The organism is Halobacterium litoreum, from assembly GCF_021233415.1.
GTDB classification, from domain to species: domain Archaea; phylum Halobacteriota; class Halobacteria; order Halobacteriales; family Halobacteriaceae; genus Halobacterium; species Halobacterium litoreum.
Window position 1 is genome coordinate 2,359,070 of record NZ_CP089466.1, and the last position, 13,898, is coordinate 2,372,967.

Sequence of the window (13,898 nt, forward strand, 5' to 3'; positions counted from 1 at the left end):
CTTCGGAACGACGGCCGGACGGCTCGCGGGCGGGACGGCCGTCTGCACGAAATCGAGGGGGCGACTCGGGAGAAAGGCCTCGTCACAAGGGGCTCGGAGGGGGTAACTCCTCGTCACCGTCGCCCGCGAGTCCGTTGGGCGGCCCCGGACAAGACCCTTTCACTCCCAGTCCGCCCACGCGCGGCGTTCGGCCGCCGCGGCGGCGACGCCGCCGACGTTCAGCGCACCGTCCTCGGTGACGACGCGGTCGACGAGTCGCGCCGGCACCGCCTCGAACACCGGATTCTCGACCGAAATCGGCGCCTCGCCGCCGTAGAGTGTCGCCGGGTCGCCACCCTCGATTGGTAGTTCCTCGGGCGCGACCTTGTCCGCGGCACACGCCACGAGTACGGACACGTCCGCATCGCGCGCGGCGAGCGCCACTCCGCGCGTGCCGACCTTGTTGACGACGCGTCCGTCCGGGAAGACGGCGTCCGCGCCCGCGAGAACGGCGTCGCAGGCCGCGACGGCCGCCGGAACGTTCGCGTCCGTCGTGAGCGTCACCGCCGTCGCGTCGGCCAACTCCTCGGCGACGCCGACGCCCTCGCTTCCGGGTCGGGATTCGGCGACCCAGACGCGGTCGGGTTCATACTCGCGGAGCGCCGCGAGCACGGTCCCCGACCGGGAGAGCGTGAACACCACGCTCGCGTCCCCGAGTTCGGCGGCGGCCTCGCTGGCGGCGCGGTCGTCCGCTTCGGCGGCTTCCCCGGCCACCCGGCGCGCGCTGGCCTCGACCGCCTCGGGCGTCCGCCCGTCGGCCGCGTGCATCGCGCGGTTCACGCGGTTCCGGACGACCGCCATCCCCGGTTTCGCGTCGAGCAGCGCGCGCGCCGTCTCGGCGACAGCGTCCCAGTCGTCGGCGACCGCCGCCTCGTCGCGGAGCACGTCCAGCGCTCGCAGCGAGAGGTACGCCGACCCGTGTTCGCCGTCGCCCGCGACGCTCTCGGCGGTCGGACGCACGGCGTCGTAGGACGCCCAGAGGTCGGGGACGGTGTCGCGGCGCCGAATCTCGGTCGCCGGCACCCACTCGTGTTCCGCGGTCTCGTAGTTCGTCGTCACCGCCCGCGAGGGCACGTCGAACAGGAAGGGGTGGACGAGCCACGTGCCGTGGTCGGGGTCGTCGACCGCGAACGGGTCGCCGTGCCTGACGAGCGTCGCGTCGGTCAGCCCGGTCTCCTCGGCGATTTCCTCGCGGGCGAGCGCGTCCGGGTCGCCCTCGGCGTGGCCAGCGACGGCGCCCCACTTGCCTGGGTAGGAGCCGACCGCGTCGCTCCGTCGGAGCAAGAGCACGTCCGGGCCGTGTCGGAGGAACACGGTCACCACGTCGGTCGCCATGTCGGGAGCGTGGGCCGCGTCGCGCTTGAACCTATTTGCCGGTCGGCGCCGAACGTTCACGCATGCAAACCGTGGTAATCGTCAGCGACACGCACGTGCCGTCGCGGGCGCCCGAGATTCCGGACTTCGCGGCGAACGAGATGGAGGACGCCGACCTCGTGATTCACGCCGGCGACTTCGACAGCCGCGAGGCGTACGAGACGGTGCGAGACCTCGCGGACGACCTCGTGGCCGTCCACGGGAACACGGACCCGCGCGGCCTCCAACTCCCGGCGGTCGAGACGGTGTGGGTCGAGGACGTGCAGTTCGTCGTCACGCATGGCACCGGGCGGCTCGCGGGCTACGACGACCGCGTCGCCGAGAAGATTCGGGGGGCCCGCGACGACCCCGACGCCGTCGGCGTCTGCGGGCACACCCACGAACTCCGGGACTGGACCGTCGGGGACGTGCGCCTCCTGAACCCGGGGAGCGCGACGGGTGCGGAGCCAGCGGATTCGGCGTCGCTGCTGCTCGTAGACGTCGAGGGCGAGGACGCGGACGTGACGCCGCGCTGGGAGTGAGTCGTCTCCGGTACCGCCGGGGCTTTTGTCGGTGGCGTCGAACCCGGTGATATGCACGCGTTTGCGGTGTCGGGGCTGCCGGAGGTGCGGCCGGGGGACGACCTCGCCGCGCTGGTCGGCGACCGCGCCGAACTGGAGGACGGCGACGTGGTCTGCGTCGCCAGCACCGTGGTGTCGAAGGCCGAGGGGCGGACGGCGTCGCTCGCGGACTTCCCGGCGGGACCGCGCGCCCGCGAAATCGCCTCGGAACTGGAGGCCGCGACGGGCGACGAGAAGGACCCGCGGTTCGCGCAGGCCGTCTTAGAGGAGTCCGTCGACCTGCTGATGGAGGCGCCGTTCCTGCTGACGGAGACGCGGTTCGGGCACGTCGGCGTGAACGCCGGCATCGACCGCTCGAACACGGGCGACGCCGAGTTGCTGTTGTTACCAGAGAACCCCTCCGAGAGCGCCGAGCGAATCCGTTCGGGGCTGGACGCCGACGTGGCCGTCGTGGTGACCGACACCTCGGGGCGGCCGTTCCGACACGGCCAACGTGGCGTCGCGCTCGGGTGGGCGGGGATGCCGGCGTCCCGCGACTGGCGCGGGGAGACGGACCGCGACGGCCACGAACTCGAAGTGACCGTGGAGAGCGTCGTGGACGAACTCGCGGCGACGGCGAACCTCGTCTCCGGCGAGGGCGACGGCGGGACGCCCGTGGTCGTGGTTCGTGAGTTCGCGTTCGGCGACCACGGCGGGAGCGACGCGCTCTACCGGGAGGTCGAGGGCGACTTCGTGCGGCAGGCGCTCCGGGGGTGGGAGTATGCGCGGGATTGAACTGACGCCCGAGATTCCCGTGAGCGAGGTCGCCGAACTGGGCGCGCTGGCGGAGGACGCGGGCTTCGACTCGGTGTTCGCGTCGTGTCACTACAACAACCGCGACCCGTTCGTCGCGCTCGACCGGGTGGCGGCGGCGACCGAGTCGGTGCGCGTCGGGCCGGGCGTCGCGAACCCCTACGAGACCCACCCCGTGAAACTCGCCTCGCAGGTGGCGACGCTCGACGAGGCCAGCGGCGGGCGCGCGGTGTTCGGCGTGGGCGCTGGCGACGCGTCGACGCTGTCGAATCTCGGGTTCGAGCGAGAGAAGCCGCTCCGGCGCGTGCTGGAGGCGTTCAAGGTCGCACAGGACCTCTGGGACGGCGAGCGCGTCGACCACGACGGGACGTTCGTGGCGCGGGACGCCGGCCTGAACTACGATGCGGGCGAGATTCCCGTCTACGTCGGGGCGCAGGGCCCGCACATGCTCCGGATGGCGGGGAAGCACGCGGACGGCGTGCTGGTGAACGCGAGCCACCCCCGCGACTTGGCGTGGTCGGCGGACCGCGTCGCCGAGGGCGCCGAAGACCGGGTCGTCGAGGGCGAGGTGGACGTGGCGGCGTTTGCGTCGGTGTCGATAGCCGAGGACGCCGACGAGGCGCTCGCGGCGGCGCGGCCACCGGTGGCGTTCATCGCGGCGGGCGCGGCGCCGCCCGTGCTCGACCGGCACGACATCGACCGCGAGCGCGCGGAACGAATCGGCGAGAAAATCGAGGCGGGCGAGTTCTCCGAGGCCTTCGGCCTGGTGACCGACGCGATGCTGACGGCGTTCTGTCTCGCGGGCGACCCCGAGTCGGTCGCCGAGCAGTTGGCGGCCGTCGGCGAACACGTTGACAGCGTGGTCGCGGGGTCGCCACTCGGCCCGGACCGCGAGAACGCAGTCAGGCTACTCGGCGAGGCGTTCGACGCGGCCGGCGTCTAGGAACGCTGGCGGCGCGTGCGCTTGGTCGCGGCGTCCGGCACGAGTTCCGAGAGCAGGCCGCCGAGCGCGAGCACGCCGAACGCGCCCGCGGAGACGGTGACGAAGAGGCCGCCGAGCGCGATGAGCGCCGCCGATAGCGGGTCGGTGCTGGCGGCGGTCGCGAAGTGGTCGACCATCGAGGTGACGTTGTCGATAACCCAAACCATGCTTCGAGTTCGCGGGGCCGGCGCCTTAGATGCTCCGGGAGCGTTATGCCGGTGGCGGCCGAACGCCGACCCGTGTCAGACGACGCCACACTCGACGCGTTCGGCGACCGGGCGGCCGAGTCGAACGACGACGGTGAGCGCACCGACCCCGCGCCGGTGACGAGTTCGTGGCGCGCGGACGCGGCGTGTTCGGCCTGCGGCGAGTCGGCGGCGCGTCGCTGGACGGCCGACGGCGAGCGCGTCTGTGCGGACTGCGTGCCGTGGACGACAACCGGCAGCGAGGCGTGCGACCAATAAACATACAAGTATTTCCTCCCCTACCCTTCGACAGTCGACTCCCCGCCGGTTCCCCCAACGCTACACCATGACAGATGCACACGATACTCGCGCCGTCGCGGACCCGCGGACACACGCCGACGCCCCGGCCCCGATGTCGGTGTCGGAGGCCAGCGACCTCGCTCACGGCGTCGTCGAGAACATCGAGACGGTCATCGTCGACAAGCGCGACGTCGTCGAGCACGTCCTGACGGCCGTCCTCGGCGGCGGGCACGTCCTCCTCGAAGACGTGCCGGGCGTCGGGAAGACGATGCTCGCGCGGGCGGTCGCTCGCTCCTTCGACGGCGACTTCCGGCGCGTCCAGTTCACTCCCGACCTCCTCCCGACGGACGTGACCGGCGTGAACGTCTTCAACGAGAAGACCCGCGAGTTCGAATTCCAGCCTGGCCCCGTGTTCGCGAACGTCCTGCTCGCCGACGAAATCAACCGCGCGCCCCCCAAGACGCAGTCCTCCCTGCTCGAAGCGATGGAGGAAGAGCAGGTGACCGCCGACGGCGACACGCGCGCCCTCCCCGACCCCTTCCTCGTCATCGCGACCCAGAACTCCGTCGAGCGCGACCGCACCTACGAACTCCCGGTCGCGGAACTCGACCGCTTCATGAAGAAACTCAGCCTCGGCTACCCCGACCGCGAGGAGGAAGTGGACGTCCTCGACCGCGTCGTCGGCGGCCACCCCATCGACGACATCGAAGCCGTCGCCGGCGTCGAGGACCTGCGGCGCGCCCGCGCCGCCACGGGCGCCGTCGAGGTGTCCCGGCCCGTGAAGGCGTACGTCACGGAACTCGCGCGCTACACCCGCGACCACGCCGCGCTCGGCGTGAGCCCCCGCGGCTCCATCTCCCTGCTCCGGGCCGCACAGGGCCGCGCGGTCCTCGATGGCCGCGACTACGTGGTTCCCGACGACGTGCAGGCCGAGGCGCGCGAGGCGCTCGCCCACCGCATCCGCACGGAAGCGGGCGGCACGCTCGGCGGCGAGGCCGCGCGCACGCTCGTCCAGCGCGCGCTCGACACCGTGAACCCCGAGTGAGATGGCGCCCGCACTCACTCGCCGCGGGCAAGTGGTGCTCGCGGTCGCCCTCCTCGGCGTCGCGCTCGGCTACGGGTTCGGCGGCCGGAGCCTGAACGCCGTCGTCGTGCCGGCGGCCGCGTTGCTCGTCGCCACGCACGTCTACGCCCGGTCGATTCCCGAACCCGGCGTCGAGCGCGTCACGCCCCGCGAGGGCCACCAGGGCGACCACCGAACCGTCGAACTCCTCGTGGACGCCGACCGGTCGTATCCGGCGACGGTGCGTGACTCGCTTGCCGACGGGCTGCGCGGAGACAGCGAACTCGCCACCGAAATCGACGGCCGCGAACTCGCGTACGACGTGGAGCTCGCGCGCCGCGGCGTCCACGCCGTCGGCCCGTGTTTCGTCACCGCGACCGACCCGTTCGGCCTCTGGGAGGTCGAATTCGTCGCGGCCGACCCGCAGACGGTGACGGTGTTCCCGCGCGTCCACGGCCTCGACGACACGGCGTCCCTGATTCGGGGCTACGTCGGCATCACGGACGAGCGCGAGCAGTTCGCGGGCGTCCGCGAGTACGAGCGCGGCGACCCGCTCCGGGACGTGAACTGGAAGGCGAGCGCGAAACACCCCGGCAGCCTCGCGGTCACCGAGTACGCCGGTGAGGGCGCGACCGACCGCGTCACCATCGCCGCGGAGTCCCTCGGGCCGCGCGCGGACTCCGTCGCGGAGGCCGCCGCGAGCATCGCCGCCCACCTCCTCGACGCCGGCGTCTCGGTCGGCGTCGCCACGCCGAACGGCGCGCTCGACCCGGCGAGCGGGGACCCCCACCGGCGGCGCGTGCTCGGCGTGCTCGCGGGCTTCCAGCGGGGGAAACTCCGGCGCCGCCGCAAGGACGAGGCGGAAATCGTCGTTCACGCGCCCGAGAGCGGCGAACACGTGTCGGTGACGGTGGCCGGAAACGACCACCGCTACGAGGAGTTCGTCGGCGGACGCACGAGCGCGAGCGACGCGGAGGTGGCGGCGTGAGCGTCGCCGACCTGCGGACCGCGGTCGGCGCCGACTGGGAGCGACCGTCCGCTGCGAGCGCCGTCGCGGGCGCCTGCGTCGCCGTCGTCGTCGGCGCGTACCTCTCCGTGCTCTACGAGGTGGTGTCGGTGGTCGGCGGCACGGCGACGTTCCTCGGCGCCGTCGCGGGCGCCGTCCTGCTCGCGGGCGTGCTTCGCGCGCTCCCGTGGAAGTGGGCGTTCGGCCTCGCCGCGACCCTGCTCGTCGGCGGGCTCGCGCTCTACCTCCGGGCGGTCCCGCCCGCATACTTCGCGGCGATGTCGCCGACGCGCGTCGCGATGGACACGGTCGCGTTGCTCACCGGCTACTCCGTGCTGCGGATGCCGGCGGCGGGCGCGTGGGCAATCGCGGTCGCGCCCGCGCCGACGTTCCTCGCGGCGTACTTCGCGGCGCGCGGCGAGTTCACGCGCGCGGCCGGCATCGCCGCCGCGGCGCTCGCGTTCTTCGTGCTGACCGGCGACAGCAACACGACGGTGACGCTCGTCGGCGTGCTCGCGGCGGCGGGCGCGGTCGGCTTCGGGACGCTCGCTCACCACGGCGCGGGCGGCCGGCAGGCGCAGGTGTTGGCGGCCGTGCTGGCGCTGATGATTGTCGGCTCGGCGACCGTCACCGCCGTTCCCGGCGGTCGCTCCCCGCTCGTGCCGTCGTCGTCGACGGCGACCGCGGGGAGTCTGGTGAGCGCGGACGGCTACGTCGGCGTCGGCGGGAGCCTCCGCCTCGACCCGAAGGTCCAGTTCGTCGTGGAGGCCGACCAGCCGTCGTACTACCGGACCGCCGTCTACGACCGGTTCACCGGCACGGGCTGGGTGCAGACCGCCGACGTCGGCACCCAGGAGAACATGCCGCCGCCGTCGGGCGACCGCATCACGCAACGCATCACCGCCGAACGGACGCTCGACTTGGTGCCGGCGGCGCCCGTCCCCCAGCGCATCGACGGCGTCGACGCCGACATCACAGAGGGCGGTCTCGTCGTGTCCGACGCGACGCTGTACCCCGGCGACAGTTATGAGGTCGAGAGCCGCGCGCCGCCCTCGGACCCGGCGACGCTCGCGGACGAGACCGGCGACGTGCCCGACGCCGTCGCCGAGCGCTACCTCCAGACGCCACAGAACACGGACGGCCGGGTCGTCGACCTCGCGGACCGCATCACGGAGAGCGCCGACTCGAACTACGAGCAGGCGGCCGCAATCGAGCAGTGGCTGGAGACGAACAAGCGCTACTCGCTGGACGCACGGGGCGCGCGCAACAACCTCGTGAACCAGTTCGTCCTGGAGAGCGACGTCGGCTACTGCACGTACTACGCCAGTTCGATGGCCGTCATGCTGCGCTCGCAGGGCGTTCCGGCGCGCTTCGTCGTCGGCTTCACCGAGGGCCAGCGCGTCGCCGAGGACGAGTGGGTCGTGCGCGGCGTCGACTCCCACGCGTGGGTCGAGGTGTACGTGCCCGACCGCGGCTGGGTCACCTTCGACCCGACGCCCGCCGCCTCCCGTACGACCGCGGAGGACGAGCGCGTGCAGGAAGCGCGCCTGAACGGCGTCGAGGGCGTCGACACCGCGGGCAGCGAGAACGGCACGTGGACGCCGACGACCACGACCACCACGACGCTCCAGGACCTCGGGACGACCGAGTCGACGCGCAGCGGCCTCCAAGAGGCGCCCGACGAGCAGTCCGAGTACGGCATCGGCGGCCAGACCACCGCGAACGTCGCGAACATCACCGCGCCGGGCGCCGCGGAGGCGGGCGGTGGCGGTAACAGCGGGGGCGGCCCGTCGCTCCCGCCGCTGACGACGCTCACCGTCTGGGCCGTCCTCGTCGGCGGCGCCGCCGCGACGCTCCGGTTCACGGGGCTCGCCGACCGCGCGTACCGCGCGCTCTGGCTGCGGTGGCTCCCGAGCGGCGACCCCGACGAGGAGATAGAAGCCGCCTTCGAGCGCGTCGAGTACGTCCTCGGAAAGCGCCACCGGGAGCGCGGCGACGGCGAGACGGTGCGAGACTACATCGCCGACGTGCGCGCCGACGAGCGCGCCGAACGCGTCGCGGACCTGCGGGAGCGCGCCAGGTACGCGGGAGTCGCCGACGACGAGACGGCGGCGGAAGCGAAACGCCTCGCGCGGTCGCTGGCCGGCGAATACAGCCGCCTCCCGTCGCCTCGGCGATAGTGTTTAATACACGGATTTCGTAATCCGACCTGTAATGTCGGAAGTCTGCTCGACGTGCGGGTTGCCCGAGGAACTCTGCGTCTGCGAGGACGTCGCCAAAGAGTCCCAGCAAATCGAAATCCGCATCGACGAGCGCCGCTACGGAAAGGAGGTTACCGTCATCGAAGGATTCGACCCGAGCGACGTCGACCTCGACAGCCTGTCCTCGGACCTCAAGTCGAAGTTCGCCTGCGGGGGCACAGTCGAGGACGGCGAAATCGAACTCCAGGGCAACCACTCGGGGCGCGTGGAGGACTTCCTCCGCGACAAGGGCTTCAACGTCGCCTAACTCCCGCCGTCGGCACTGACTCTCCTCTCGACGCTACTCGGTAGCGACGCGTGCGAGCGACCGGACTAGAATGGGGCGTCCGTCGCGGGCCCCTCGTCGCTCGACGCGGCTTCGAGGTCGCCCGGCCAGCCGGCCAGCCCCTCGGCGAGACTCTCGACCGTGGCGTCGTCGTCGAGTCCCTCGTAGGACGCGACGAGGCGCGCGGCGCGCACGCTCGACTCGCCGTGGGGGCACACCGTGACGACGCGCTCGGCGCCCGCGAGGTCGTCGACGGACTGCGGGAGTTCGCCGAACGGGATGCACTCGCTGCCCGGGATGTGGCCCTGCGCGTACGCGCCGCGCCGCCGGATGTCGACGACGCGCACGCCGTCCTCGTCGAGTACGGCCGCCAGTTCCTCGGCGGAGACTTCGCCGTCCATGCACGACGGGTGGGGGCGCGCGGAGGTAGGGCTTGCGGTCAGCGACCCGTCAGAGGTGGCCGTCGGCCTCGGCGAGCAGGATGCCCTCGATGGTGGCGTCGTTCGCCGGCGGCGCGCGAGCGACGGCGAGCGCGTCCTCGATTGGCACGCGCTCGACGGACAGGAACTCGTTGCTGTCTAGGTCGCGGCCGACCTCGGTGAGGTCGTCGGCGAACACGATGCCGCGCTTGTGCCGGAGCACGCCCGTCGCCGTCCAGAACTCCTCGACGAACTCGACGTTCCCCGCCTCGTAGCCGGTCTCCTCGCGGAGTTCCCGCCGACCGGCCGCGACGTATGACTCGCGGTCGGAGGCGGGCGCCACCTCGTTGGCGGGCGTCTCGTCGTCAGTTTGCTCCACGATGCCGGCCACGAGTTCCATGCACTGCTTGCGAATGGTCGGGCGGTACTGGTCGACGAACAGCACGTCGCCGTCGTCTACCGCGAGCACGACGACTGCGGGCGGCAGCGCCGCCCAGTAGTAGTTCTTCGCGGAGCCGTCGGGCTGTTCGACGCGGTCGTACCCCCCGTCGTACCATCCGGTCTCGTACTCGGTCTCGGATTCGAGCACCGGCCAGTCGTGGTCCATGCCCGAAGGTTCGCGCGCCCCCACTAAGTCTCACGGCTCCGGGGACAGCCTTATCCCTCCGAGCGGCGGACACACGACTGATGAGCGGCGTCGAACTCACGGACAGCGCCGGTCGATACCTGACCGCCATCCTGCTCGTCTCCGCGAGCGAGGGGCGGCCCGCGAAGACCGGCGAGGTCGCCGACCGACTCGACGTCAACCCCGCGACCGTCACCGAGCGCCTCGGCGACCTCGCAGAGCGCGGGCTCGTCGACTACGAACGCTACGCCGGCGCGACGCTCACCGACGACGGCGAGGCCGCGACCCGCGAACTCATGTGGAAACACTGCGTCGTCGAGAACTTCGCGACCGACGACCTCGACCTCGACAACCTCGACGCCGACGCCGTCGGCCAAGCGCTCTCCGCGGAGACGGCGAACGCGCTCGCAGACCACGTCGACCACCCGTGCTCGGGAGAGTGTCGCGCGCCCGACGCCGACTTCGCGGAGTGTACGTTCGACTACAGCGCCTCCCGGTAGAACCGCCCGAACGCGATGCGGCGCAAAGTCGCCACCGCGGCGTCGGGTTCGCTCTGGAACGTCGTCGCGACGAACGCGTCCGCGAACGGCACGTACACCCACGCCGCGCGGTCGACCTCGCTGCTCCCGTTCTCGAACACCTCGGCCTCGGGGCGCTCGTCCTGCGCGGCCTCGAAGGCCTCGTAGTCTCCCACTTCGACTTCCAGCAGCGACGCGAACAGCGCGTCGCGGGCCGTCCCCACGACCTCGCCGGTGACTTGCTCGTCGTACTCCTCCTTCGAGAGTTCGAGTTCGCGCGCGAGTTCGCGCGTGACTGTCTGTGCCGCCGGCCCCACCGCCTCGAACTGCTCGCGGACCTCGCTCTCGGTCTCGGGCGCGAGCACGCCGCGCGTCTCGGTCATACCCGAGTTCGGGGCGCCCACGCCCTACTCGCTTTCGGAGTCCTCGCTCTCGCTACCGTGCATCTCCCGCGTGAGTTCTTGGGCTTCCTCCAGAATGTTCGCGGCCTCGCCCGAGAGGTCGGCCTGCCCCGTTCGCTCGACGGCCGGCGGCTCGTGGTCGTGGGCTTCGGCCGACGCCACCTCGACGTCGGTCTCCGTCGCGTGCTCGGTCACCTCGGGCGCCAGCGACTCCGGGTCGCGGTCCGCCCAGTCCGGCACGTGCTCGTCCAGCCAGTCCTCGTGGTCGCCGCCGCGCACGAGCGCCGTGAACGCGACGTGGTTCGCGAGGTGTTCGCCGTCGGCCTCCGCGGACGCACAGACCGGACACTCGTATCCCATACCCGAAGTGAGGGACTACCGCCTAAAACCCGTCACGGTCCTCGAGGCTCGCCACCAGCACGTAGGCGTCCTCGCCGTCCGCGTAGTACTTCGGGAGCGTGCGCAGATACTCGAACCCGAACTTCTCGTAGAGCCCCCTCGCGGGCTCGTTGCTCTCCCTGACTTCCAGTTTCACGCTGCGCGCGCCCTGGGACGCGAGCGCCGACAACCCACGGCGCAACAGCGCCGCGCCCACCCCCTCGCCGCGGCGCTCGGGCCGCACCGCGAGGTCTTTGACGTGCCCGAGCGGCCGGCCGTGGTTCGGGATGTCGTCGGCGACGATGTACCCCGAGACGGGTGGCGGCGACTCCACGGTGTGGGCGTCCTCGGCCACGAGAAAGCCCGGCGTCCCCACCTGCTGTTCGAACGCCGAGTACGGCCACGGCTGCTCGAATACCGCCTGCTCGATGCGGAACACGTCGAGCAAGTCAGCGCGCGTCGCGCGCCGAATCGAGACGCCTGCCTCCGCTGGCTCGACGGTGGTCACGGTAGCCGGTAGGGCGACACGGGATAAATGACCTACGGCCACGGCTGTCGCTGGCGAGCGCGTCGAAAGAAAGAACGGAGATTCCGCTTAGTCGTCCGCGGGGCTGGCAGCGCCGCTGTCGTCGTGTTTCTGCTTCGTGAGCGACAGCTTGCCACCGGCCGCGAGCGTGCGGCGCTCGCGCTCGGACGCGTCGAGGGTCGCCGTCGCCTCCCAGTCGTCGTTCACGCGCACCGTGAACTCCTCCTGGCCGGACTTGACGGCCTCAGCCACGTCGTCGACGATTTCGACGTCGTCGCCCTGCTCGATGCGGGCGTACGTGTCCTCGTCGATGTTGAGCGGGACGATGCCGAAGTTGAAGAGGTTCGCCTTGTGGATGCGGGCGAAACTCTGCGCGAGGACGGCCTCGACGCCGAGGAACATCGGGCACATCGCGGCGTGCTCGCGGGAGGAACCCTGACCGTAGTTCTCGCCCGCGACCAGGACGCCGCTCTCGGCGGCCTTCGCGCGCTCGGCGAACGTGTCGTCGATGCGCGAGAGCGTGAACTCGGAGAGGCGCTCGATGTTCGAGCGGAACTTCAGGATGTCCGAGGTCGCCGGGATGATGTGGTCCGTCGTGATGTTGTCCTCCATCTTCAGGAGGGTTTCACCGCCGGCGTCCGAGCCGAGCGGGTCCTTGACGGGCACACTGGAGATGTTCGGGCCCTTGATGAGTTCGTCGTCGACGGACTCCTCGGGCGTGATGATGTCCGCGTCGCCCTCACCGTAGCCGCCGGAGTACGACGTCCCCATCTCGAAGCCGGGGTCCTCGAGGTCGCCGAGTTCGTCGGCGAGGTCCCGCGGGTCCACGATTTCGCCCTTCAGGGCGGCCGCGGCCGCGACCTCCGGCGAGCAGAGGAAGACGGAGTCGTCCTCGATGCCGGAGCGACCCTCGAAGTTCCGGTTGAACGTCCGGAGCGAGACGGAGTCAGAGGCAGGCACGTGACCGATGCCGATACAGGCACCACACGTCGCCTCGGAGAAGTTGACGCCGGCCGCCATCATCTCGGCCGTCCAGCCCTCGCGGGCGAGCATCTCGGAGGCCTGCTTGGAGCCGGGCGCGACGATCATCTCGGTCTCCTTCGCGATTTCGCGGCCTTCGAGCATCTTCGCGGCCGGGAGCACGTCCTCGTAGGCGCCGTTCGTACAGGAGCCCACGATGACCTGCTCGACGTCCTGGCCCGCGACCTCGCGGACCGGCACGACGTTGTCCGGCATCGACGGCTGCGCGATGAGCGGTTCGAGGTCCGAGAGGTCGACGACGATCTCGTCGGCGTACTCGGCGTCCTCGTCCGGGGAGAGGTCGACGAACTCGTCGCCGCGGTCGAACTGCTCCATCCACTCTTCCGTGCGCTCGTCGGTCGGGAAGATGGAGGAGGTGGCGCCGAGTTCGGTGCCCATGTTCGTGATGGTGGTGCGCTCCGGAACGGAGAGCGTCTCCACGCCGGGGCCCGTGTACTCGAGCACCTTGCCGACGCCGCCCTTCACGGAGAGGCGTCGGAGGAGCTCGAGGATGACGTCCTTCGCGGTCGCCCACTCGGGGAGTTCGCCCTCGAGGCGGACGTTGACGACTTCCGGCATCTCGACGAAGTACGCGCCGCCGCCCATCGCGACGGCGATGTCGATGCCGCCCGCGCCGATGGCGAGCTGACCGAGGCCGCCGGGGGTCGGCGTGTGGCTGTCCGAGCCCAGCAGGGTCTTGCCGGGTGCCGCGAAGTTCTCCTTGTGGACGTTGTGGCAGATGCCGTTGCCCGGTCGGGAGAAGTACGCGCCGTAGGTGCCGGCCGCGGACCGCAGGAAGCGGTGGTCGTCGGTGTTCTTGAAGTCGAACTGGTAGGTCTGGTGGTCGCAGTACTGCGCGGCCAGCTCGGTCTGGACTTCGTCCATCTCGAGGGCCTCGAACTGCAGCCAGACCATCGTCCCAGTGGTGTCCTGGGAGAGCGTCTGGTCGATCTCGATGCCGATCTCCTCGCCGGGCTCTAGGTCGCCCTCGACGAGGTGGTCATCGAGAATTTTCTCCGTAAGCGTCTGTCCCATAGCGTCCCGAGATGGACTTTCTACGATTATAAATCCCGCGTGTTTCAGGATTCGGGCATTCGCCTTATACACACCCCACACCCTTATTTGGGGCGTGTGAACACGGAACGGGAAGTGGGCGTTTGCGCCCGACGCGGGGCGTCCGACGG

Annotated in this window: 17 protein-coding genes; 9 read left to right on the plus strand and 8 right to left on the minus strand. The window is 71.1% G+C overall.

All coding sequences use genetic code 11. The features are described from left to right. Positions 1 to 159 precede the first annotated feature (159 nt). Complete coding sequence (locus tag LT972_RS12955) at positions 160 to 1,374, minus strand: NUDIX domain-containing protein (protein WP_232570801.1); 1,215 nt, start codon at positions 1,372 to 1,374, stop codon at positions 160 to 162. 62 nt (positions 1,375 to 1,436) lie between these two features. Between LT972_RS12955 and LT972_RS12960 the strand changes: the two genes are divergently transcribed. The 3 genes from LT972_RS12960 to LT972_RS12970 are packed head-to-tail and all read left to right on the plus strand — an operon-like array spanning position 1,437 to position 3,708. Beyond that, a complete protein-coding gene (locus LT972_RS12960; RefSeq protein WP_232570802.1) occupies positions 1,437 to 1,934 on the plus strand; it encodes a metallophosphoesterase family protein in 498 nt (165 codons plus the stop codon). A 51-nt stretch (positions 1,935 to 1,985) separates the two neighbouring features. Beyond that, the gene (locus LT972_RS12965; protein WP_232570803.1) at positions 1,986 to 2,747 is read left to right on the plus strand and encodes a coenzyme F420-0:L-glutamate ligase; all 762 of its coding nucleotides are present in this window, start codon (positions 1,986 to 1,988) and stop codon (positions 2,745 to 2,747) included. Next, complete coding sequence (locus tag LT972_RS12970; RefSeq protein ID WP_232570804.1) at positions 2,734 to 3,708, plus strand: 5,10-methylenetetrahydromethanopterin reductase; 975 nt, start codon at positions 2,734 to 2,736, stop codon at positions 3,706 to 3,708. The genes LT972_RS12965 and LT972_RS12970 overlap by 14 nt, the downstream gene beginning before the upstream one ends. Here the strand turns inward: LT972_RS12970 and LT972_RS12975 are convergent. Further along, positions 3,705 to 3,914, minus strand: a complete 210-nt coding sequence (locus LT972_RS12975) for a hypothetical protein (protein ID WP_232570805.1) — start codon at positions 3,912 to 3,914, stop codon at positions 3,705 to 3,707. The two genes, LT972_RS12970 and LT972_RS12975, sit on opposite strands and share 4 nt — an antisense overlap. A 72-nt stretch (positions 3,915 to 3,986) precedes the next feature. Between LT972_RS12975 and LT972_RS12980 the strand changes: the two genes are divergently transcribed. The 5 genes from LT972_RS12980 (at position 3,987) to yciH (ending at position 8,809) form a co-directional block, all read left to right on the plus strand. Next, positions 3,987 to 4,211 carry a DUF7573 domain-containing protein gene (locus LT972_RS12980; RefSeq protein ID WP_232570806.1) on the plus strand — a complete coding sequence of 75 codons (225 nt, stop codon included), beginning with the start codon at positions 3,987 to 3,989 and terminating at the stop codon, positions 4,209 to 4,211. A 67-nt stretch (positions 4,212 to 4,278) separates the two neighbouring features. Further along, positions 4,279 to 5,277 (plus strand): AAA family ATPase, encoded by a 999-nt coding sequence (locus tag LT972_RS12985; RefSeq protein WP_232570807.1) that lies wholly within the window; start codon positions 4,279 to 4,281, stop codon positions 5,275 to 5,277. A 1-nt stretch (position 5,278) separates the two neighbouring features. Continuing rightward, the gene (locus tag LT972_RS12990; RefSeq protein WP_232570808.1) at positions 5,279 to 6,283 is read left to right on the plus strand and encodes a DUF58 domain-containing protein; all 1,005 of its coding nucleotides are present in this window, start codon (positions 5,279 to 5,281) and stop codon (positions 6,281 to 6,283) included. After that, positions 6,280 to 8,481 carry a transglutaminase family protein gene (locus LT972_RS12995; protein ID WP_232570809.1) on the plus strand — a complete coding sequence of 734 codons (2,202 nt, stop codon included), beginning with the start codon at positions 6,280 to 6,282 and terminating at the stop codon, positions 8,479 to 8,481. Before LT972_RS12990 ends, LT972_RS12995 begins: the two co-directional genes overlap by 4 nt. 34 nt (positions 8,482 to 8,515) lie before the next feature. Beyond that, positions 8,516 to 8,809 (plus strand): stress response translation initiation inhibitor YciH, encoded by a 294-nt coding sequence (gene yciH / locus LT972_RS13000; protein WP_232570810.1) that lies wholly within the window; start codon positions 8,516 to 8,518, stop codon positions 8,807 to 8,809. A 65-nt stretch (positions 8,810 to 8,874) separates the two neighbouring features. Here yciH and LT972_RS13005 read toward each other — a convergent pair whose 3' ends face one another. Both LT972_RS13005 and LT972_RS13010 read right to left on the minus strand, forming a co-directional pair. Continuing rightward, a complete protein-coding gene (locus tag LT972_RS13005) occupies positions 8,875 to 9,228 on the minus strand; it encodes a rhodanese-like domain-containing protein (protein ID WP_232570811.1) in 354 nt (117 codons plus the stop codon). A 49-nt stretch (positions 9,229 to 9,277) separates the two neighbouring features. After that, the gene (locus tag LT972_RS13010) at positions 9,278 to 9,853 is read right to left on the minus strand and encodes an NUDIX hydrolase (protein ID WP_232570812.1); all 576 of its coding nucleotides are present in this window, start codon (positions 9,851 to 9,853) and stop codon (positions 9,278 to 9,280) included. Between the two features lie 80 nt (positions 9,854 to 9,933). Here LT972_RS13010 and LT972_RS13015 point away from each other — a divergent pair, with 80 nt between their 5' ends. Beyond that, positions 9,934 to 10,371 (plus strand): metal-dependent transcriptional regulator, encoded by a 438-nt coding sequence (locus tag LT972_RS13015; protein ID WP_232570813.1) that lies wholly within the window; start codon positions 9,934 to 9,936, stop codon positions 10,369 to 10,371. On the opposite strand, the gene LT972_RS13020 is transcribed toward LT972_RS13015, so the two are convergent. The 4 genes from LT972_RS13020 to LT972_RS13035 form a co-directional block, all read right to left on the minus strand. After that, positions 10,353 to 10,772 (minus strand): DUF5809 family protein, encoded by a 420-nt coding sequence (locus LT972_RS13020; protein ID WP_232570814.1) that lies wholly within the window; start codon positions 10,770 to 10,772, stop codon positions 10,353 to 10,355. The genes LT972_RS13015 and LT972_RS13020 overlap by 19 nt on opposite strands. Positions 10,773 to 10,796: 24 nt before the next feature. Continuing rightward, positions 10,797 to 11,150 carry a DUF5810 domain-containing protein gene (locus LT972_RS13025; protein ID WP_232570815.1) on the minus strand — a complete coding sequence of 118 codons (354 nt, stop codon included), beginning with the start codon at positions 11,148 to 11,150 and terminating at the stop codon, positions 10,797 to 10,799. Between the two features lie 22 nt (positions 11,151 to 11,172). Further along, positions 11,173 to 11,676, minus strand: coding sequence for a GNAT family N-acetyltransferase (locus tag LT972_RS13030; RefSeq protein ID WP_232570816.1), 504 nt, complete (start codon positions 11,674 to 11,676; stop codon positions 11,173 to 11,175). An 87-nt stretch (positions 11,677 to 11,763) separates the two neighbouring features. After that, entirely contained in the window at positions 11,764 to 13,749 is a 1,986-nt protein-coding gene (locus LT972_RS13035) for an aconitate hydratase (RefSeq protein WP_232570817.1), read from the minus strand. Positions 13,750 to 13,898: the final 149 nt, after the last annotated feature.